Here is a 20,492-nt window from a genome sequence, read left to right as displayed (position 1 = left end):
TTCCCGGCAGTCGGGACGGGCGTGATCGGGTGCCACCCAACGGGAAATTGGGCCTCTGAGCTGCGGCGGCGCGAGTAGCGTCCGCTCGGCAACCAACCTGAGGAACTGGGGGGCCAGCACATGTCGGAGACCGTGACCCGGCCGGGAATCTGCCGAATCTGCCCGGCGCATTGCGGCGTCCAAGTGACCGTCAGCGACGGCAGGCTGATCAAGGTTGCGGGGGACCCGCAGAATCCGCTGTACCAGGGGTACACCTGTGGCAAGGGCCGGGCGCTCCCGGACTTTCACAACACCCCGGACCGTCTGCTGCGCAGTCAGAAACGTCAGGCCGACGGGACCTTCGCTCCCGTCGATGTCGAGCTCGCCATGGACGAGATCACCGACAAACTGCAGGGCATCATCGAGCAGTACGGGCCACGTTCCGTCGCGGTGTACGTCGGTACCGCCGTCATCCCCTACCCGACGGGCCCGCTGGTCGCCAATGCGTTCAGCCGGGCCATCGGATCGCCAATGTTCTTCACGTCCAACACGATCGACCAGCCCGGCAAGCAGATCGCGCAGGCGCTGCACGGCCACTGGCTCGGCGGCGACATCGACTTCGACGAGGCCGACAGCTGGATTCTCATCGGCACCAACCCGGTGGTGACGAAGGCGACCGGCATCCCGGGCCAGAATCCGGCGTACCGGCTACGGAGCGCGATCAAACGCGGCATGAAGCTCATCGTCATCGATCCGCGCGTCTCGCAGACCGCGGCCCGCGCCGAGATTCATATCCAGCCCCGCCCGGGTGAGGACGCATCCATCCTGGCCGGCCTGATCAGCGTCATCATCAACGAAAACCTCTGCGACACTGAATTTCTCGCCGAGAATGTCGACGGATTCGACGAACTGGCCGCCGCGGTGGCGACTTTCACGCCCGAATACGTCGCCGAGCGCGCCGACATCCCGGCCCAGCAGCTGATCGACGCGGCTCGGCTCTTCGTCACCGCGGGTCCCCGCCCAGGGCAAGTACATGGCGCGACCGGTCTGAACTTCGCCAAGCACGGAAACCTCACGGAGTACCTGTGTCTGGCGCTCACGACGATGGTCGGCAGCTGGCAGCGCGCCGGCCAGCGCGTCACCCGCGCGAACGTACTCATGCCCGCGTTCACCGCCAAGGCCCAGGCGTTTCCGCCCTACGAAGGCTGGGGCTACGGCGAGAAGATGCGCGTGCGGGGGCTGACCCAGGCGGCATCCGGCATGCCGACGTCGGCGCTGTCCGATGAGATTCTGCTCGAGGGCGCAGGCCAGGTGAAGGCCCTCATCTGCATGGGCAGCAACCCGATGACCGCGTGGCCGGATCAACGAAAGACGTTCGAGGCCATGGAGAAACTCGAGCTCCTGGTCACCATCGACACCCAGATGTCGTTGACGTCGAGCCTCGCCGACTACGTCATCGCCCCGAAGATGCAGCTGGAAGTGCCGGCCTCGACGCAGCTGGCCGAGCAGTTGAAGTACTACTCCAGCGGCATGGGGATGCAAGCGACCTATGCGCAGTACGCCCCGCGGCTCGTCGATCCGCCGGCCGGGTCCGACCTGACCGAGGAGTGGCTGTTCTTCCGTGGCCTGGCCAAGCGCATGAACCTGGACCTGCAGGTGGTCAACTTCTTCGGCTCGCTCGGTGGTCAGTGCATGGAAGCGCCGCCGAACATCTTCAGCATCGATCCGAGCATGGAGGTCACCACCGAGCAGCTGATCGCCGAGCTGTGCGCGAATTCCCGTGTCCCGCTGGAGGAAGTGGCGTCGCACGAGCACGGCTACATCTACGACGTCGACGCCGTCGTGGCGCCGAAGGACCCCGACTGCACCGCCAAACTCGACGTCGGCAACACCCACATGATCACCGAACTGGCAGAGGTGGAGGCCGAGGACTTCCGTGCGGTCCGCAACGATCCGGCCTACCCGCTGTGGCTGATTCCGCGGCGGCACAACCTCCTGATGAACTCCAACGGCACCAAGATCGCGAAGCTCAACGATGGCAGGCCGTACAACACGGTCTATATGCACCCGGACACCATCGCCGCGCTGGGACTGCACCTGGACGAGCCCGTCACCGTCGCCTCGGCGCATGACAGCATCCCCAGCGTCGTGGAGTCCGATCGCTCGCTGCGGCTCGATGTGGTCGCGATGCACCACGGGTTCGGCGGCCTACCGACCGGCCCGGACGAGTTTCTCAAACGGGGGAGCAGCGTCTGCCGACTCGTCGATGTCACAGCCGATTTCGATCCGATCACCGGCATCCCGCGGCAGGGGAACATTCCCGTCAGCGTGTCGGCGCGGGAGGCCTGATCCATGCCACACGTCATCACTCAGCCCTGCTGCAACGACGCGAGTTGTGTCCCCGAGTGTCCGGTGAACTGCATCCACCCGACACCGGATGAGCCGGGTTTCGCCACGGCCGAGATGCTCTACATCGACCCGGATACCTGCATCGACTGCGGCGCGTGCGTCAGTGCGTGCCCGGTCAAGGCGATCTACCCGGACGACAACCTCCTCAACGACGAGGTCGGGGCCTATCTGCAGATCAACGCCGATTACTACACCGACCACGACGTGTCGGGTGGGTTGGTGCTGCCGCGGGAAACCACGCCGTTGGCGGCCGGCCAGCAGCTTTCGGTCGCCATCGTCGGCGCCGGACCGGCCGCGTTCTACGCCGCCGGGGAACTGGTGAAGCACGATGCGGTCACCGTCGACATGTTCGACCGGCTGCCCACGCCGTACGGCCTGGTGCGCGCCGGCGTCGCTCCCGATCACGTCAGCACCAAGGGCGTCGAGGCGACCTATGCGGCCACCGCGGAGATGCCGAACTTCAATTACCTGCTGAACGTGACTGTCGGCGAGCACATTACGGCTGCGGAGCTCACCGAGCGCTACGGCGCCGTCGTGTACGCAGTAGGTGCGTCGACCGACAAGCACCTGGGCATCGACGGTGAAGACCTGCCCGGCTCGATCTCGGCCACCTCGTTCGTCGCCTGGTACAACGGCCACCCTGACCACGCCGACTTCGACGTCGATCTCTCGGGGGAGCGGGCCGTCGTCGTCGGTAACGGCAACGTCGCCTTGGACGTGGCCCGCATCCTGCTCGACGATCCGGACAAACTCGCCAAGACCGATATCGCCGACCACGCGCTGAAGAAGCTGCGCAACAGCAACATTCGTGAGGTGGCGATCCTCGGACGGCGCGGTATCGCGCAGGCCGCGTTCACCATCGGCGAGTTCCTGGCGATGGGTGAGCTGCCTGGCGTCGACCTCGTCATCGACCCGGCAGAACTCGTGCTCGATGCCCAGTCGCAGCGTGCTGAAGACTCGGGTTCGCTGGATTCGACGATCGCGACCCGGCTGCGGGTGGCGCGCGATTACGCCGGGCGCCCATTGACCCCGGGCAACAAGCGGGTCGTGTTCCGGTTCCTGGTGTCGCCGACCACGGTTTCCGGTGACGGCAGGGTCGAGTCGATCACGTTGATGCGCAACGAGTTCACTGAGAACGGCGGCCGGGTCGGTATCGCAGCGACCGCGCAGCGCGAGACGCTGGACGCCGCATTGGTAATGCGGGCCGTCGGCTACACCGGTGTCCCAGTGGCCGAGGGCGTGCCCTTCGACGCGACGCGTGGCGTGATCCCGAACGAGGGCGGCCGGGTGCTCGACGCGGCGGGCGGTCGGCAGGTTCCGGGCCTGTATGTGACGGGCTGGATCAAGCGTGGTGCCACCGGTGGTATCGGCCGCAATCGCCAGTGCGGTGAGGAGACCGCGCAGGCGGTGATCGAGGACTTCATCGAGGGCCGCACGCCGACACCGACCGGATCGCGCGACGATGTCGCCGGGCTGGTGGCCGGTCGCGGCGCCAACACCATTGACGGGGCCGGCTGGCGGAACATCGACACCGCCGAGACCGCGGCGGGCATTGCCGCCGGCCGCCGTCGGGTCAAATTCGTGACGATCGACGCCATGGAAGCCGCTGCACGGGGCTAGCTGGGGTGCTTCCGAACGCGCTCTGAAAGATCAAGAGCAGCAACGTATTTAGTGGTTGCCTGAGTCGCGCCGACTCGGCGATCGGTATGTGGACCGGCCCATCCGCGTCGATATTGCACAAGTTGCGTTTAGACAGTGGTGTGGCGGAGTAATCTCCGCCTTGAAAACTGCCTCGGTGTGGGAACGGGAGTAACCGTGAAGATCAAACTTGTGGCGCCCGTTGGCATCGCCGCGATCGCGTTCGGCATGGCCGGCGTGACGGCGGGCCCCGCCTCGGCGGCCAACAACATCAAGCCATTCGGCCAGCAGGAGACACTGAACGAGATCGGCTACACGGTCAAGGGCCTGAAGCCGAGTTCGGACCCCGTGCCGCACAACGGCCAGCTCTACTCAGCGACTGTGACAGTCGAAGGGCTCGGCGGCTGGGCCAACCCGATCGTTGGCTTCTTCAACGCCCGCGCCGAGAGCGGGGCGAACTACCGGGTCATCGGCGGCGGCGTCGGGTCGGCACCGCCGGGAGGGACGACGACCGGCAAGCTCTACTTCGACGTCGTCGGCGACGTGCCCAACAGCGTCGTCTACAACGACGGCATGCAGGACCTGCTGGTCTGGGTGCCGCGCGGTCCCGTGGCCGGCGTATCGGACGAGGAGCCGGACACCCCGATGGGGACCAGCGAGATCATCAGCACGCCACCGGCTGAGACCGCGCCGGCGCCTGCCGAGGGAACTCCGACCGGGGGCAATCTGTTCACCCCTGAAGTCCTCGCGCCACCGCCCTTCGAGCTCTCCGAATCGGACGTGGCATCACCGGGGTACAACGCCGGTAGCGGACGTCGCTGACTACTACGAACAGAAGTCGCGCGAGTCCCGACGAACGTCGGGCGGGTTTTCGCCGTCTCACACGCCGCTGGGTAGGTGCCCCTGATAGGGCACGCTGCCCAAGCTGCCTCTGACGAATACCAGGTGTGGCAGACGTTCATGTCCCACCGGGACGCGACGCCCGGCCCCGACGACATGTCGTAGCGGCAGTAGGTCATGTCGCCAGGGCACCACGTGTGCGGCGGCAGTGGGCCGGCCTGGGCGGGAGAGGCCGGCGGGCTTGGGGGATTCTTGGGACGTAGGTGCTGAATCGCACCTGAAAGTTTGGAGAGTGCCCCCGGCAGGATTCGAACCTGCGGCCTTCTGCTCCGGAGGCAGACGCTCTATCCCCTGAGCTACGGGGGCGCTTGATGCTGGCGGACCAGCGGCGCCGTTGGGCGATCACAGACTAGCGCATCGGCGGCTCGCCTCCCGAATCGGTGCTAGGTGCCTACCGACCAGCGGACGACCGATGACAAGCGTGAGCAGCTCAGCCCATAGGATGGACCCCCGTGACCCCCGCCGATCTGGCTGAACTGCTAAAGAACACCGCCGCCGCGGTCCTGGCCGAACACGGCCTGGACATTGCCGCGCTGCCCGAAACAGTGGTCATCGAGCGTCCGCGCAACCCTGAGCACGGCGATTACGCCACCAACCTGGCGCTGCAGCTGGGCAAGAAGGTCGGCGTCAACCCGCGTCAGCTGGGTGAATGGCTGGCCGAGGCGCTGATCAACGCCGACGGCATCGCCGACGCCAGCATCGCCGGTCCGGGCTTTGTGAACCTGCGCATCGAGGCGTCCGCACAGAGCGTCGTCGTCCTCAACGTGCTGGGCGGCGGGGCGAGTTACGGCACCTCCGAGGAGCTCAAGGGCCGCCACATCAACCTGGAGTTCGTCTCGGCCAACCCGACCGGGCCCATCCACATCGGCGGCACCCGCTGGGCGGCCGTCGGTGACGCGCTGGGCCGCCTGCTGGCCACGCAGGACGCCACCGTCACCCGCGAGTACTACTTCAACGACCACGGCGGGCAGATCGACCGGTTCGCTCGCTCGCTGGTCGCGGCCGCCAAGGGCGAGCCGGCTCCGGAGGACGGCTACGGCGGCGACTACATCAAGGACATCGCCTCCGATGTGGTGACCAAGCGGCCCGACGCGTTGGAGCTGCCGGCCGACGAGTGCCAGGAAGTCTTCCGCGAGGTCGGCGTGGATCTGATGTTCGGTCAGATCAAGCAGTCGCTGCACGATTTCGGCACCGACTTCGACGTCTACACCCACGAAGACTCGATGCACACCTCGGGCCGGGTGCAGCAGGCCATCGACAAGCTGCGCGACAACGGCTCCATCTACGAGCAGGACGGCGCAATCTGGTTGCGCACCACCGACTTCGGTGACGACAAGGACCGCGTCGTCATCAAGAGCGACGGCAACCCGGCGTACGTCGCCGGCGATATCGCGTACTACCTGGACAAGCGCCAGCGCGGGTTCGACCTGTGCATCTACATGCTCGGCGCCGACCACCACGGGTACATCGGCCGCCTGAAGGCCGTCGCGGCCGCGCTGGGTGAGGACCCGGCCACCGTCGAGGTGCTGATCGGCCAGATGGTCAACCTGGTCAAGGACGGCCAGCCGATGCGCATGAGCAAGCGCGCCGGCACCGTGATCACCCTGGAAGACCTGGTCGACGCCATCGGCGTGGACGCGGCCCGCTACGTGCTGATCCGGTCGTCGGTGAACAGCCCCATCGATATCGACCTGGGCCTGTGGGCCAGTGCGTCCAACGAAAACCCGGTCTACTACGTGCAATACGCGCACGCCCGGCTGTCGGCCCTGGCGCGCAACGCCGCCGACCTCGGCCTGGGGCTGGACCTCGGGCACCTCGACCTGCTCGACCACGACCGTGAAGCCACTCTGATGCGCACCATCGGCGAGTTCCCGCGGGTGCTCAAAACCGCTGCGGCCCTTCGGGAGCCGCACCGTGTGTGCCGGTACCTAGAGGACCTGGCCGGTGACTACCACCGGTTCTACGACTCCTGTCGCGTGCTGCCGATGGGCGACGAAGAGCACAGTGACCTGCACCGTGCCCGGCTCGCGCTGTGCGCGGCCACCCGCCAGGTCATCGCCAATGGTCTGCACATCCTCGGCGTCACCGCTCCGGAGCGGATGTGAGCGGGCAGCCGACCGGCAACACTGTGCCGGAGAAGCCACGGTCCGCTGACGAGGTCAACTTGCTGGCGCCGAATGTCTGGCCGCGCAACCTGGTTCGGGGTGCCGATGGCCAGGTCAGCATCGCCGGTGTCACCGTCGGTGAACTGGCCGAGCAGTTCGGCACGCCGCTGTTCGTCATCGACGAGGACGACTTCCGGTCCCGCTGCCGCGAGATCGCCGGCGCCTTCGGTGGCGGCGAGCACGTGCACTACGCCGGAAAAGCGTTCCTGTGCGCCGAGATTGCTCGCTGGGTCGCGCAGGAAGGCCTGTGCCTCGACGTGGCCACCGGCGGCGAGCTTGCCGTGGCGCTGCACGCCGATTTCCCGGCCGAGCGAATCACCGTGCACGGCAACAACAAATCGGTTCCTGAGCTGACCGCCGCGGTCAAGGCCGGCGTCGGGCACATCGTGCTGGACTCCGAGATCGAGATCGAACGCCTGGAGGCCATCGCCGGTGCGGCGGGCGTCGTCCAGGACGTCCTAGTCCGCGTGACCCCCGGCGTTGAGGCGCACACCCACGAGTTCATCTCCACCGCCCACGAGGACCAGAAGTTCGGTCTCTCGCTGGCCAGCGGCGCGGCGATGGATGCGGTGCGCAAGGTCTTCGCCACCGACAACCTGCGGCTGGTCGGCCTGCACTGCCACGTCGGCTCGCAGATCTTCGATGTGGCCGGGTTCGAGATCGCGGCCCACCGCGTCATCGGCTTGCTGCGCGACGTGGTCGCCGAATTCGGCGTCGAGAAGACCGCGCAGATGTCCGTCATGGATCTCGGTGGAGGACTGGGTATCTCGTACCTGCCCAGCGACGACCCGCCACCCATGAAGGAACTGGCCGACAAGCTCAAGGCCATCGTCAAGGCCGAGTCCGCGGCCGTCGGGCTGCCCACGCCGAAGCTGGTCGTGGAGCCCGGCCGGGCCATCGCCGGCCCCGGCACCATCACGCTGTACGAAGTCGGCACGGTCAAAGACGTTGCCGTTTCGGCCGACAAGTACCGGCGCTACGTCAGCGTCGACGGCGGCATGAGCGACAACATCCGGCCGTCGCTGTACGACGCCCAGTACGACGCCCGGTTGGTGTCGCGCGTCAGCGACGCCCCCGCGGTACTTGCCCGGATCGTCGGAAAGCACTGCGAGAGTGGCGACATCATCGTCCGGGACACCTGGGTGTCCGACGATGTGGGGCCCGGTGACCTGTTGGCAGTCGCCGCCACCGGCGCCTACTGCTACTCGATGTCCAGCCGGTACAACCTGCTGACCCGTCCCGCCGTCGTCGCGGTGAAGGACGGCAACGCACGGTTGATCCTGCGTCGGGAGACCGTCGAAGACCTGTTGAGCCTGGAGGTGAGTGGTCAATGAGTGAAAAGCCAATCGGCGTAGCAGTTCTCGGACTCGGGAACGTCGGGACCGAGGTGGTCCGGATCATCGAGAACAGCGCCGACGACCTGGCCGCTCGCATCGGCGCGCCCCTGGAGCTGCGCGGCGTCGGCGTCCGCAAGGTGGCCAAGGGTCGCGGCGTGTCGGTCGACCTGCTCACCGACGACATCGAGGCGCTGGTTTCGCGCGACGACGTCGACATCGTCATCGAGCTCATGGGTCCCGTCGAGCCGGCCCGCAAGGCCATCATGGCCGCGCTGGAGCAGGGCAAGTCCGTGGTCACCGCGAATAAGGCGCTGATGGCCCAGTCCACTGGCGAACTCGCCCAGGCCGCCGAAAAGGCGCGCGTGGACTTGTATTTCGAGGCAGCGGTGGCCGGTGCGATCCCGGTGATCCGTCCGCTGACGCAGTCGCTCGCGGGTGACGTGGTACTGCGGGTGGCCGGCATCGTCAACGGCACCACCAACTACATCCTGTCGGCGATGAGCGAGACCGGCGCCGATTACGCCGACGCGCTGGCCGAAGCCGGTGTGCTGGGCTACGCCGAAGCCGACCCGACCGCTGACGTCGAGGGCTACGACGCCGCTGCCAAGGCCGCGATCCTGGCGTCCATCGCGTTCCACACCCGCGTCACCGCCGACGACGTCTACCGCGAGGGCATGACCAAGGTCAGCGCCGCTGACTTCGAGTCCGCCAAGGCGCTGGGCTGCACCATCAAGCTGCTCGCCATCTGCGAGCGCCTGACCACCGGTAAAGGCAAGCAACGGGTTTCGGCCCGCGTCTACCCGGCGCTGGTGCCCCTGGACCACCCGCTGGCCTCGGTCAACGGCGCGTTCAACGCGGTCTTCGTGGAGGCCGAGGCTGCCGGCGAGCTGATGTTCTACGGCCGCGGCGCCGGCGGCGCTCCGACCGCGTCGGCCGTCATGGGCGACGTGGTCATGGCCGCGCGTAACCGCGTGCAGGGTGGCCGCGGTCCGCGGGAATCCAAGTACGCCAAGCTGCCCATCGCATCGATCGGCGCCATCGAGACCCGCTACTACGTCAGCATGAACGTCGCGGACAAGCCCGGTGTGTTGTCTTCTGTCGCAGCCGAATTCGGCAAGCGCGAGGTCAGCATCGCCGAGGTTCGCCAGGAGGGCATGGAGGACGAGTCCGGCCAGCGCAGCGGCGCCCGGATCGTCGTCGTCACCCACCGGGCCACCGATGAGGCGCTGTCGGAAACCGTTGCGGCCCTCGCAGATCACGAAGCAGTACAGAGCATCAACAGTGTGCTGCGCATGGAAGGAACGAGTAAATGAGCGTGCACAAGCCGTGGCCCGGCCTTATCGAGGCCTACCGGGATCGTCTGCCCGGCACCGAGAACTGGACGCCGGTCACTCTGCTGGAGGGCGGCACCCCGCTGATCCACGCCAAGCGGCTCAGCGAACTGACCGGCTGCACAGTGCATTTGAAGGTCGAGGGCCTCAACCCGACCGGTTCGTTCAAGGACCGCGGCATGACCATGGCTGTCAGCGACGCCGTGGCGAAGGGCCAGAAGGCCGTGCTGTGCGCGTCCACCGGCAACACCTCGGCGTCGGCGGCCGCCTACGCCGCGCGTGCCGGCATCACCTGCGCGGTGCTGATTCCGCAGGGCAAGATCGCTATGGGCAAGCTGGCGCAGGCAGTCATGCACGGCGCCAAGATCATTCAGGTCGACGGCAACTTCGACGACTGTCTGGAGCTGGCCCGCAAGCTGACCGCCGACTACCCGACCATCGCTCTGGTCAACTCCGTCAACCCGGTCCGCATCGAGGGCCAGAAGACGGCGGCGTTCGAGATCGTCGACGCCCTCGGCACCGCTCCCGACGTGCACTCGCTGCCCGTCGGCAACGCCGGCAACATCACCGCCTACTGGCGCGGTTACAGCGAATACCACCGGGACGGTGTCTCCGACCGGCTGCCCCGCATGCTCGGTACGCAGGCTGCCGGTGCGGCGCCGCTGGTGCTCGGCGAGCCCGTCAAGAACCCCGAGACCATCGCGACCGCGATCCGAATCGGTTCTCCGGCTTCGTGGGACGGCGCCGTCGCGGCCAAGGAACAGTCGGACGGTCGCTTCCTGGCCGCCACCGACGAAGAGATCCTGGCGGCGTACCACCTGGTGGCCAAGGCTGAAGGCGTGTTCGTCGAGCCGGCGTCGGCCGCCAGCATCGCGGGCCTGCTCAAGTCCATCGAGGATGGCTGGGTCAAGCCCGGCTCGACCGTGGTCTGCACCGTCACCGGTAACGGCCTCAAGGATCCCGATACTGCACTCAAGGGCATCCCCGAGGTCAAGGCCATCCCGGTCGATCCGACCGCCGTGGTCGAACAACTCGGACTGGTCTGACGCCAGTGACCGAAAGCCTGCCCGCCGGCCTGCTCGCCACCGCCGTCGTCCCCGCCTCGAGCGCCAATCTCGGCCCCGGCTTCGACAGCCTGGGCCTGGCATTGAGTCTGTACGACGAAATCCAGGCTGAGACAACCGAATCCGGCCTCGTCATCGAGGTGACGGGGGAGGGGGCCGGGCAGGTTCCGCTCGACGAGTCCCATTTGGTCGTGCGGGCGATCCGGCGTGGTCTGGCTGCCGGCGGTGTCTCGGCTCCTGGTCTGAACATCAAGTGCCGCAACGTGATTCCGCATTCGCGGGGCCTCGGGTCGTCGGCGGCCGCGGTGGTCGGCGGCCTGGCCGTCGCCAATGGCCTTATCGCACAGTCGGGTTCGCAGCCGCTGACGCTCGATCAGTTGGTGCAGCTGTCTTCGGAGTTCGAGGGGCATCCGGACAATGCGTCGGCCGCGGTGCTGGGTGGCGCGGTGGTGTCCTACACCGAGCCCGGCCCGGTGTACGCGGCGGTGCCACTGACGCTGCATCCCGACATTCACCTGTTCCCGGCCATTCCGCAGGTGCGGTCGTCGACCGCGGAGACCCGGGCTGTGCTGCCGGAAGTCATCGCTCACACTGACGCGACGTTCAACGTGAGCCGCGCCGCGCTGCTGGTGGTGGCACTGACACAGCGCCCGGATTTGCTGATGGCGGCAACCGAGGACGTCATGCACCAACCGCAGCGGGCAGCTGCCATGCCGGCCTCGGCGGAATATCTGGCGATGCTGCGGCGTTCTGGAGTGGCGGCAGTGCTTTCCGGTGCTGGACCTGCGGTTATCGCATTCAGCACCAAGCCCGAGTTGCCCGCCGAAGTCCTCGAATTCGGTGCTGCCAACGGGTTCGTCGTCGAAAAGATGGCAGTGGGCCAAGGGGTTCGCTGGACCGTCGGTGCCGGCGTCTGACGAAAAGCACACGCCGGAGTGGCATTTCTTGCTTCATTGTCGGATCAGAGATATTCTCGCACCGTCCAGCAATCGCAGGCTCTAGTACCTGCGCCTACGGTAGGACGACCACTCTTCTCTTAGATGTTCAACTCGTGGACTGATGGTTCGCCGCACGGCGGCAAATCCCGGTGTTTGGCTGTTGCAGTGCCTCAGCTGACCAGGACTCTTGCCGATTGCGGTTCGGGGAAGCCGTCCGACTGCGAACAAAACCCTCGCCTGATCCGATGCGCGAGGGCACAGAAAGGAAATCCGTGACTGATACGGACCTCTTCACCGCCGATGGCACCACCGATGCCCCGGCAACTGAAGCGCCGGCGGCCGGACGCTCCGGATCGCTGACCAGTCTTCTGCTCCCCGACCTGCGTGCGCTCGCTTCCGAGGCCGGCGTCAAGGGCACTTCCGGCATGCGCAAGAGCGAATTGATCGCCGCCATCCGGGAACACCGCGGCGAGGCCAACGGCGCCAAGAGCGAAGCCAAGGCTGCCAAGGCCGAACCCAAGACCGAAACCAAGGCCGCCGAGGCTGTGAACGGCAACGACGCCGCCAACGAGGCCAAGGAAGCCCCGGCCGCGGCCGCGAACACCGGCGGCGAAGCTGCCGCTGACGCCCCCGCCGCCGAGCAGGCCCCGCGCCGCGAACGCCGTGGCTCGGCGCGCCGTGCCGGTGCGCCCGCCGACGGCGAATCCGGCGATGCCGGCGACAAGCCCGCCGAGAACGCGGACAACGCCGACGCCCCGCGCGAGGAGCGCAACCGCGAGCGGAACGCCGACAACAGCAACCAGGGCGGCAACAAGTCCGAAGGTAACCAGGGCGGCAACCGCGACCAGGGTGGCAACCGCGACCGTGGTGGCGACAACCAGGGCGGCAACCGCGACCAGGGTGGCAACCGCGATCGCGGCGGCGACAACCAGGGCGGCAACCGCAACCAGGGCGGCAACCGCAACCAGGGCGGCAACGACAACTCCAACAATGACGACGACGACGACAGCCGTGGAGGCCGTCGCGGCCGTCGGTTCCGCGACCGTGACCGTCGTCGTCGTGGGGAACGCGGCGACAACCAGGGCGGCGGCAACGCCGAGACCGAACTGCGCGAGGACGACGTCCTGCAGCCGGTCGCCGGCATCCTCGACGTGCTGGACAACTACGCGTTCGTCCGCACCTCGGGCTACCTGGCCGGCTCCAACGACGTCTACGTCTCGATGAACATGGTCCGCAAGAACGGTCTGCGCCGTGGTGATGCGGTGACCGGCGCCGTGCGGGTCCCGCGCGAGGGCGAGAACACCGGCGGCAGCAGCAACAACCCGCGCCAGAAGTTCAACCCGCTGGTGCGGCTGGACAGCGTCAATGGCGGCCCGGTCGAGGCGGCCCGCAACCGTCCAGACTTCAACAAGCTGACCCCGCTGTACCCGAACCAGCGGCTGCGTCTGGAGACCACTCCGGACCGGCTGACCACGCGTGTGATCGACCTGATCATGCCGATCGGTAAGGGCCAGCGTGCGCTGATCGTGTCCCCGCCGAAGGCCGGTAAGACGACGATCATGCAGGACATCGCCAACGCGATCACTCAGAACAACCCGGAATGCCACCTCATGGTGGTGCTCGTCGACGAGCGTCCGGAAGAGGTCACCGATATGACGCGCTCGGTGAAGGGTGAGGTCATCGCCTCGACCTTCGACCGTCCGCCGTCAGACCACACCCAGGCCGCCGAGCTGGCCATCGAGCGGGCCAAGCGCCTGGTCGAGCAGGGCAAGGACGTCGTGGTGCTGCTGGACTCGATCACCCGTCTGGGCCGCGCGTACAACAACGCGTCGCCGGCGTCGGGCCGCATCCTGTCCGGTGGTGTCGATTCCACCGCCCTGTACCCACCCAAGCGGTTCCTCGGTGCTGCCCGCAACATCGAGCACGGCGGCTCGCTGACCATCATCGCCACCGCGATGGTCGAGACCGGCTCCACCGGTGACACCGTCATCTTCGAGGAGTTCAAGGGCACGGGTAACGCCGAGCTCAAGCTGGACCGCAAGATCTCCGAGCGCCGGGTGTTCCCGGCGGTCGACGTCAACCCGTCCGGTACGCGTAAGGACGAGCTGCTGCTGTCCACCGACGAGTTTGCGGTGGTGCACAAGCTGCGTCGCGTGCTCAGCGGTCTGGATCCGCATCAGGCCATCGACCTGCTGATGAGCCAGCTGAAGAAGACCAAGACCAACTACGAGTTCCTGGTCCAGGTCTCCAAGACGGCCCCCGGCGGTCCGGACAACGACTAACCGTCGCAGTTCTTGAAACTGAAGGCCGCAACTCTGCCCGAGTTGCGGCCTTCAGTGCGTTCTGGGGTACCGCTACGGCTGGGCCTTGAGCCCCGGCATCACATAGCGGCGGACGTGCGCGCGCAGTTCCTCGGCGTTGTTGGCGTCCAGCCGCTGCCCGGGCATGGTGGCCAGCGACAGGATGACCCGCGCGATCCACTCGGCGGCGTCGTCGATGTCGGTGTCGGCGTGGATCTCGCCGTTGTCGCGGGCGCTGACGAGGTAGCGCGACCAGAACGCGGCGAGATCGGGCACCAGGCCCTGCACGCCGGCGCCGGCGCAGGCGGCGAACTCGTCGGGCTCCTCTACTCGCAGCTTCATCAGCAGGGCGCCGGGGTCGTCGTAGGCGGTGCGGCCGTGCTGGATTCCGGTCACCATCTGGTTGTCCAGGCCGTCGATCGACTCCAGCATGGCGTGCGCGTCGGTCCAGTAGGCGTTGTTCAGGCGGACGATCGCCGCGCCCAGCAGTGTCACCTTGTCCGGGAAATGCCGGTAGAGCCAGCCGCGTGAGACGCCGGCGGCCTCGGCGACCTCGGATACCGTGGTGGCGCGAATTCCCTTGGCGCGCATGCACTCTTCAGCGGCGTCGATCAGTCGATCGCGCACACTTTTCGGGGATTCTGGGCTAGCCACCGGATGTCTCCTCACTTGTCAACCGGGCGAACGACGATTCTGCCAGGGCGCGGACGCTAGTGCGCTACCCCTCAGCCATGGTAGACACTTTCTAGAATCTGTTCACTCTGGGTGGTTCGTGACTGCCCACCTCACCGGGAGCCTAAATGGCGGAGACCCTTCAGCAGCTGCTTCGCGAACGTGCCGACCAGGACACTGTCGCCGTCAAGTATGGCGAGACGACCTGGACGTGGCGAGAGTACGTCGCCGGAGCCAAGGCGCAGGCCGCCACCCTGGTCGGTCAGGCCGACCCGCTGCGGCCGCTGCACGTTGGCACGCTGCTGGGCAACACCCCCGACATGCTGACGGCGCTGGCCGCCGCGGCGGTGGGCGGCTACGTGCTGTGCGGCATCAACAACACCCGTCGCGGTGAGGCGCTCGCGCGCGACACCGCGCGCGTCGAATGCCAGATCGTGCTCGTAGATCAGGCGGGTCGAGAGCTCCTCCAGGACGTCAAACTGCCGGGCGTCACCGTCATCGACGTCACCGCGACCGAGTGGCCGCAGCAGGACCTGACGCCGCATCGTGAAGTCGGACCCAACGACACCTTCATGATGATCTTCACCTCGGGCACCAGCGGCGAGCCCAAGGCCGTCGAGGTGGCCCACTCCATCGTGCTGTTCTCGGCAGCGGCGCTGGTGCAGCGCTACCACCTCACCGAGGCCGACACCTGTTACCTGGCGATGCCGCTGTTCCACTCCAACGGCGTTTACGCCGGCTGGGGTGTCGCCCTCGGGTCCGGAGCTGCGATGGCGCCGGCACAGTTCTCCGCGTCGAGATTCCTCCCGGACATCCGCCGCTACGGTGCGACCTACATGAACTACGTCGGCAAGCCGCTGGCCTACATCCTGGCCACCGCCGAGCAGCCCGACGACCACGACAACCCGCTGCGGGTGGCCTTCGGCAACGAGGCCGCCGACCGCGATATCGACGAGTTCAGCCGCCGGTTCGGCTGCAGCGTGTGGGACGGCTTCGGCTCGACCGAGCTCGCGATCATCATCACCCGCTCCGAGGGCACCCCGGCCGGCAGCGTCGGACAGGGCTTCCCGGGTGTGGCGATCTACCACCCGGAGACCGTCGAAGAGTGCGAGGTCGCTCGGTTCGACGAGACCGGCGCGCTGGTCAACGGCGACGCCGCCACCGGCGAGCTGGTGAACACCAACGGCAGCGGCATGTTCCGCGGCTACCACAACGACAAGGGCGCGACCGACGAACGGCTGCGGCACGGCATGTACTGGTCGGGCGATCTGGCCTACCGCGACGCCGACGGCTGGATCTACCTGGCCGGCCGCACCGCCGACTGGATGCGGGTGGACGGGGAGAACGTCACGGCGGCCCCCATCGAACGAATCCTGTTGCGCCACCCGGTGATCAGCCGGGTCGCTGTCTATCCGGTGCCCGACGAGTTCGTCGGCGACCAGGTGATGGCCGCCATGGTGCTGCGTGACGGCCAAACCCTCGACCCGACGTCGTTCGCGGAATTCCTGGCCGCCCAGCCGGACATGTCCCCGAAGTCCTGGCCGCGGTATGTCTGGCTCGCCGACGACCTGACCAGCACCGCGACCAACAAGATTCTCAAGCGGGAACTGGTCGCCCTCGGCACGGATCCGGTCGGTCGGCTGGTGTGGCAGCGCGACGGTACCGAATACCGGCAGCTGACCGAAAACTGATTTCTGCCGACGTGTCCCCTTAACGGGCCCCCGTTCGTCTCACTGCTGTTGGACGATCAACCCAGAAGGAGACAACGATGAAATACGCAACGCTGATCTACACCCGGCCGGGCAGCCACGACGTGGAGCTCACCGATGACGAGCAGGCCGCGCTCAGCGCGGAGTACATGGCCCTGCGGGTCGAGCCGCAGTGCGTCGGCGGCGGCCACCTGCAACCGGTCGAGACGGCCACCACGGTGCGCGGCGACGGCCTGATCACCGACGGCCCGTATGCCGACACCAAAGAGGTGTTCGCCGGCTACTTCGTCATCGAAGCCGACAACCTCGACGATGCCCTGGCCTGGGCGCAGCGGATCCCGGCGGTGCGCCTCGGCGGAGCCGTCGAGGTACGTCCGCTCGTCGACATGCCGGGGGAGGTCTAGGGCGAGCGAAGCGACGGGAAAGGGTCTAGCTACTGATCGACGCGATCTTCCAGCGCGAGTGGGGCCGCGTGCTGGCCGCGCTCATCGGCATCCTCGGCGACTTCGACCTCGCCGAGGATGCCGCGCAGGAGGCGTTCGCCCGAGCGGCCGAGCGGTGGTCCCGCGACGGCGTGCCAGATGCGCCGGTGGCCTGGCTGGTGCGCACCGGACGCAATGTGGCGATCGACCGGTTGCGCCGCGAGCAGACGCTGCGCGCCAAGACCCGGCTGCTCCAAGCGGATCTACAGGCAACCACGATGGACGAGATCGACCTCGACGACAGCACCATCGGCGACGAGCGCCTGCAGCTGATCTTCATGTGCTGCCATCCGGCGCTGGCACGTGAGGCGCAGGTGGCGCTCACGCTGCGGGCCTTCGGCGGGCTGACCACCGCCGAGATCGGGCGCGCGTTCCTGGTTTCCGAGGACACCATGAAGCGGCGTCTCTCCCGCGCAAAGATCAAGATCAAGGCGACGAACATCCCCTTCGCGCTGCCGGCCGACCGGTTGCTGCCGGACCGGGTGGCTGCGGTCCTCGCGGTGATCTACCTGATCTTCAACCAGGGCTTCACCGAGCGGGACGATCTCGCCGCCGAAGCGATCCGGCTCGGCCGGCTGCTCGCCGAACTACTGGCCGACGAACCCGAGGCCTACGGGCTGCTGGCGCTGATGCTGCTGCACGATTCGCGACGCGCGGCCCGCGTGGTCCACGGCCAGGTGGTGCCGCTCGCCGAACAGGATCGGACATTGCACGATCAGACCAAGGTCGACGCCGGGCGGGCCGCCCTCGACCGGGCGCTGGCCCTGCGGCTGGCCGCCGGACCGTACGTGCTGCAGGCGGCCATCGCCTCGTTGCAGGCCGATGAGGAGGTCGATTGGGACGAGGTCGTGGTCCTGTACGAGCGGCTCGAAGAGCTGACCGGATCACCGGTCGTCGCACTCAACCGTGCGGTGGCGGTCGCCGAGGCCGGTGATCCCGCCCGGGCGTTGGACCTCATCGATGCGCTTGACCTGGGAGATTACCGTTATCTGCCGTCCACTCGGGCGGAATTATTGCGCCGGCTGGGCCGCACCGATGAAGCGCGCAGCGAGTTCGAACGAGCGCAGGCGCTGGCCACGACCGAGGCGGAACGACGATTCCTGGAGCGCCGGCTGGCCGAGCTGCATCGTGGCACCGCCACGGAATAGCCGGCGGCCCGGCCGCGTTTAGGACCTTGGCGGCTGACCTGGCATAATCGACCGCCGAACCCCCTCGGTTCCGGTTCACGTCCGAATAATCGGGCGACCCGGCGCCATCGATCGCAGAGGACCATGAAATGAAATCGGGTATTCACCCCGCATACGTCGAGACCACTGTGGTCTGCGGTTGCGGCAACACCTTCCAGACTCGTAGCACCAAGGACAGTGGCCACGTCGTGGTCGAGGTGTGCTCGCAGTGCCACCCGTTCTACACGGGCAAGCAGAAGCTTCTCGACACCGGCGGCCGCGTGGCTCGCTTCGAGAAGCGGTACGGCAAGCGCAACGCCGGCGCGAAGGCCGAGTCCGAGAGCTAGCTTTCACGGGCGGCGCCCGATCTGTCGCATTCGCGTCAGGTCCGGGCGCCGTTTTCGTATCCAGAACCCGGCACCCCAGAACTACCGCAGGAGTCCTCAAGTGGCACAGACAGATACAGCGCCCCGCATCGAGGCGCTGCTGGCCGAGCACGCCGATCTCGAACGGCAACTGGGGGACCCGGGTCTGCACGCTGACGCCGGCGCCGCCCGTAAGGTCGGTCGCCGTTTCGCGCAGGTGTCGCCGATCGTCGTGACCTACCGCAAGCTCGAGGCCGCCCAAGGCGACCTCGAAGCGGCCCGCGAGCTGGCCGCAGAGGACGCCGCGTTCGCCGCGGAGGTGCCCGAGCTGGAGGCCCGCGTCGCCGAACTCGATGCCAAGCTGACCGATCTGCTGGCCCCGCGTGATCCGCACGACGCCGACGATGTCGTGCTCGAGGTGAAATCCGGTGAGGGCGGCGAAGAGTCGGCGCTGTTCGCGTCCGACCTCGCGCGCATGTACATCCGGTACGCCGAGCGCCACGGCTGGACCGTCACCGTGCTCGACGAGACCTGGTCGGACCTCGGCGGCTACAAGGACGCCACGATCACCATCGCCAGCAAGGGCGATTCCGCCGACGGCGTGTGGTCGCGCATGAAGTTCGAAGGCGGCGTCCACCGCGTGCAGCGCGTGCCCGTCACCGAATCGCAGGGCCGCGTGCACACGTCGGCAGCCGGCGTCCTCGTCTACCCGGAGCCCGAAGACGTCGAGCAGGTGCAGATCGACGAATCCGACCTGCGCATCGACGTGTACCGGTCGTCCGGCAAGGGCGGTCAGGGCGTCAACACCACCGACTCGGCGGTCCGCATCACGCACCTGCCCACCGGCATCGTCGTCACCTGCCAGAACGAGCGCTCGCAGCTGCAGAACAAGGCCCGCGCCATGGTGGTGCTCGCCGCGCGCTTGCAGGCGCTGGCCGAAGAGCAGGCGTCCGCGGACGCCTCCGCTGACCGCGCCAGCCAGATTCGCACCGTCGACCGTAGCGAGCGCATCCGCACATACAACTTCCCGGAGAACCGGATCGCCGACCACCGCATCAACTTCAAGGCCCACAACCTCGACCAGGTGCTCGACGGCGACATGGACGCGCTGCTCGACGCCCTCGCCGCCGCTGACAAGCAGGCCCGGCTCGCGCAAGAGTGACCGGCCCGAGTGAACTCCGTCAGACAAGCGATCGCTGACGCGGCGGCCGTGCTGGCCGCCGCGGGCGTCGACTCGGCGCGGGTGGACGCCGAATACCTCGCCGCACACGCTGTCGGGGTGGACCGGGCCCGGGTGATGTTCGCCGAGCCCGACCCGGCGTTCTATCCGCGCTTCCGTGATCTGGTGGAGCGTCGCGCACAGCGAATTCCGTTGCAGCACTTGATCGGAACAGCCGCGTTCGGCCCGGTGGAAGTGCAGGTCGGTCCGGGGGTGTTCATTCCCCGACCGGAGACCGAGGCGCTGCTGGAGTGGGCGATGAACCAGCCGTTGCCGCCGAGCCCGGTGATCGTGGACCTGTGCACCGGGTCGGGAGCGCTGGCCCTGGCGCTCGCGCACACCTGGCCGCAGGCGCAGGTCGTGGCAGTCGAGAAGTCCCCGGAGGCCCTGGTCTATGCCCGGCGTAACTGTGCCGGAAGCGCCGTCGAGGTGCTGGAGGCCGACGTCACCGTTCCCAGCCTGCTGGCAGACAGGGAGGGCACAGTGGACCTGCTGGTGTCCAACCCGCCCTACATCCCCGACGGTGCCGAGCTCGATCCCGAAGTCATCGACCACGACCCGGCCGCGGCCCTGTTCGGCGGACCCGACGGCATGTCCGTCATCGTGCCGATCATCGCGCTGGCGGCCCGGTTGCTGCGTCCGGGCGGCAAGTTGGGCATCGAGCACGACGACACCACGGCGGATCAGGTGGTGGCCGCGTTGGACCGCGACGGTACGTTCGGTGACATCACCGCACGGCGCGATCTGACCGGGCGGCCCCGGTTCGTCACCGCGACTCGACGGTAAACGGGTCATGGCAACCGACGAACGCTTGCGTG

At 67.5% G+C, this 20,492-nt stretch carries 16 protein-coding genes and 1 tRNA gene; 15 read left to right on the top strand and 2 right to left on the bottom strand.

Annotated features, from left to right (window positions below):
- The first annotated feature begins 120 nt into the window (after nucleotides 1–120).
- The 3 genes from ACNO8X_RS24315 to ACNO8X_RS24305 all read left to right on the top strand — a co-directional run bounded on the left by ACNO8X_RS24315 (nucleotide 121) and on the right by ACNO8X_RS24305 (nucleotide 4,848).
- A complete protein-coding gene (locus tag ACNO8X_RS24315; RefSeq protein ID WP_418003076.1) occupies nucleotides 121–2,328 on the top strand; it encodes a molybdopterin-containing oxidoreductase family protein in 2,208 nt (735 codons plus the stop codon).
- A 3-nt stretch (nucleotides 2,329–2,331) separates the two neighbouring features.
- Nucleotides 2,332–4,008 carry an FAD-dependent oxidoreductase gene (locus ACNO8X_RS24310; RefSeq protein WP_418003075.1) on the top strand — a complete coding sequence of 559 codons (1,677 nt, stop codon included), beginning with the start codon at nucleotides 2,332–2,334 and terminating at the stop codon, nucleotides 4,006–4,008.
- A 195-nt stretch (nucleotides 4,009–4,203) separates the two neighbouring features.
- On the top strand, nucleotides 4,204–4,848 hold the full coding sequence (locus tag ACNO8X_RS24305; RefSeq protein ID WP_418003074.1) for a DUF1942 domain-containing protein: 645 nt from the start codon (nucleotides 4,204–4,206) through the stop codon (nucleotides 4,846–4,848).
- Nucleotides 4,849–5,159: 311 nt separating this feature from the next.
- Here the strand turns inward: ACNO8X_RS24305 and ACNO8X_RS24300 are convergent.
- Nucleotides 5,160–5,232, bottom strand: a tRNA-Arg gene (locus ACNO8X_RS24300).
- Between the two features lie 146 nt (nucleotides 5,233–5,378).
- On the opposite strand from ACNO8X_RS24300, the gene argS reads away from it, so the two are divergent.
- The 6 genes from argS (at nucleotide 5,379) to rho (ending at nucleotide 14,043) form a co-directional block, all read left to right on the top strand.
- Nucleotides 5,379–7,031, top strand: coding sequence for an arginine--tRNA ligase (argS, locus tag ACNO8X_RS24295; RefSeq protein ID WP_418003073.1), 1,653 nt, complete (start codon nucleotides 5,379–5,381; stop codon nucleotides 7,029–7,031).
- Between the two features lie 23 nt (nucleotides 7,032–7,054).
- Complete coding sequence (lysA, locus tag ACNO8X_RS24290) at nucleotides 7,055–8,425, top strand: diaminopimelate decarboxylase (protein ID WP_418006017.1); 1,371 nt, start codon at nucleotides 7,055–7,057, stop codon at nucleotides 8,423–8,425.
- Nucleotides 8,422–9,741 carry a homoserine dehydrogenase gene (locus ACNO8X_RS24285; RefSeq protein ID WP_071285536.1) on the top strand — a complete coding sequence of 440 codons (1,320 nt, stop codon included), beginning with the start codon at nucleotides 8,422–8,424 and terminating at the stop codon, nucleotides 9,739–9,741. The genes lysA and ACNO8X_RS24285 overlap by 4 nt, the downstream gene beginning before the upstream one ends.
- Nucleotides 9,738–10,805 carry a threonine synthase gene (thrC, locus tag ACNO8X_RS24280; protein ID WP_418003072.1) on the top strand — a complete coding sequence of 356 codons (1,068 nt, stop codon included), beginning with the start codon at nucleotides 9,738–9,740 and terminating at the stop codon, nucleotides 10,803–10,805. Before ACNO8X_RS24285 ends, thrC begins: the two co-directional genes overlap by 4 nt.
- 5 nt (nucleotides 10,806–10,810) lie before the next feature.
- On the top strand, nucleotides 10,811–11,740 hold the full coding sequence (thrB, locus tag ACNO8X_RS24275; RefSeq protein WP_418003071.1) for a homoserine kinase: 930 nt from the start codon (nucleotides 10,811–10,813) through the stop codon (nucleotides 11,738–11,740).
- Nucleotides 11,741–12,033: 293 nt separating this feature from the next.
- On the top strand, nucleotides 12,034–14,043 hold the full coding sequence (gene rho / locus ACNO8X_RS24270) for a transcription termination factor Rho (RefSeq protein WP_418003070.1): 2,010 nt from the start codon (nucleotides 12,034–12,036) through the stop codon (nucleotides 14,041–14,043).
- Nucleotides 14,044–14,115: 72 nt separating this feature from the next.
- Here rho and ACNO8X_RS24265 read toward each other — a convergent pair whose 3' ends face one another.
- Nucleotides 14,116–14,715 (bottom strand): TetR/AcrR family transcriptional regulator, encoded by a 600-nt coding sequence (locus ACNO8X_RS24265; protein WP_418003069.1) that lies wholly within the window; start codon nucleotides 14,713–14,715, stop codon nucleotides 14,116–14,118.
- Nucleotides 14,716–14,861: 146 nt separating this feature from the next.
- Here ACNO8X_RS24265 and fadD1 point away from each other — a divergent pair, with 146 nt between their 5' ends.
- The 6 genes from fadD1 (at nucleotide 14,862) to prmC (ending at nucleotide 20,460) form a co-directional block, all read left to right on the top strand.
- Nucleotides 14,862–16,424 (top strand): fatty-acid--CoA ligase FadD1, encoded by a 1,563-nt coding sequence (fadD1, locus tag ACNO8X_RS24260; protein ID WP_418003068.1) that lies wholly within the window; start codon nucleotides 14,862–14,864, stop codon nucleotides 16,422–16,424.
- Between the two features lie 77 nt (nucleotides 16,425–16,501).
- Nucleotides 16,502–16,846, top strand: a complete 345-nt coding sequence (locus ACNO8X_RS24255) for a YciI family protein (protein WP_418003067.1) — start codon at nucleotides 16,502–16,504, stop codon at nucleotides 16,844–16,846.
- Nucleotides 16,847–16,914: 68 nt separating this feature from the next.
- The gene (locus tag ACNO8X_RS24250; RefSeq protein ID WP_418003066.1) at nucleotides 16,915–18,072 is read left to right on the top strand and encodes an RNA polymerase sigma factor; all 1,158 of its coding nucleotides are present in this window, start codon (nucleotides 16,915–16,917) and stop codon (nucleotides 18,070–18,072) included.
- A 128-nt stretch (nucleotides 18,073–18,200) separates the two neighbouring features.
- A complete protein-coding gene (gene rpmE, locus ACNO8X_RS24245; RefSeq protein WP_418003065.1) occupies nucleotides 18,201–18,437 on the top strand; it encodes a 50S ribosomal protein L31 in 237 nt (78 codons plus the stop codon).
- Nucleotides 18,438–18,537: 100 nt separating this feature from the next.
- Complete coding sequence (gene prfA, locus ACNO8X_RS24240) at nucleotides 18,538–19,617, top strand: peptide chain release factor 1 (protein WP_043987165.1); 1,080 nt, start codon at nucleotides 18,538–18,540, stop codon at nucleotides 19,615–19,617.
- 9 nt (nucleotides 19,618–19,626) lie between these two features.
- Nucleotides 19,627–20,460: a peptide chain release factor N(5)-glutamine methyltransferase gene (prmC, locus tag ACNO8X_RS24235; protein ID WP_418003064.1), complete on the top strand. Its 834-nt coding sequence runs from the start codon at nucleotides 19,627–19,629 to the stop codon at nucleotides 20,458–20,460.
- The last annotated feature ends 32 nt before the right edge of the window (nucleotides 20,461–20,492 follow it).

The organism is Mycobacterium sp. PDNC021 (assembly GCF_048282635.1).
GTDB classification, from domain to species: domain Bacteria; phylum Actinomycetota; class Actinomycetes; order Mycobacteriales; family Mycobacteriaceae; genus Mycobacterium; species Mycobacterium llatzerense.
The sequence above is the reverse complement of the archived record's forward strand: the minus strand, read 5'-3'. Positions and strand labels throughout refer to the sequence as shown.

Coding starts and splice junctions, on each gene's coding strand:
- ACNO8X_RS24315 (WP_418003076.1), top strand. CDS start 121: ATGTCGGAGACCGTGACCCGGCCGGGAATCTGCCGAATCTGCCCGGCG.
- ACNO8X_RS24285 (WP_071285536.1), top strand. CDS start 8,422: ATGAGTGAAAAGCCAATCGGCGTAGCAGTTCTCGGACTCGGGAACGTC.
- ACNO8X_RS24310 (WP_418003075.1), top strand. CDS start 2,332: ATGCCACACGTCATCACTCAGCCCTGCTGCAACGACGCGAGTTGTGTC.
- thrC (WP_418003072.1), top strand. CDS start 9,738: ATGAGCGTGCACAAGCCGTGGCCCGGCCTTATCGAGGCCTACCGGGAT.
- ACNO8X_RS24255 (WP_418003067.1), top strand. CDS start 16,502: ATGAAATACGCAACGCTGATCTACACCCGGCCGGGCAGCCACGACGTG.
- fadD1 (WP_418003068.1), top strand. CDS start 14,862: ATGGCGGAGACCCTTCAGCAGCTGCTTCGCGAACGTGCCGACCAGGAC.
- rpmE (WP_418003065.1), top strand. CDS start 18,201: ATGAAATCGGGTATTCACCCCGCATACGTCGAGACCACTGTGGTCTGC.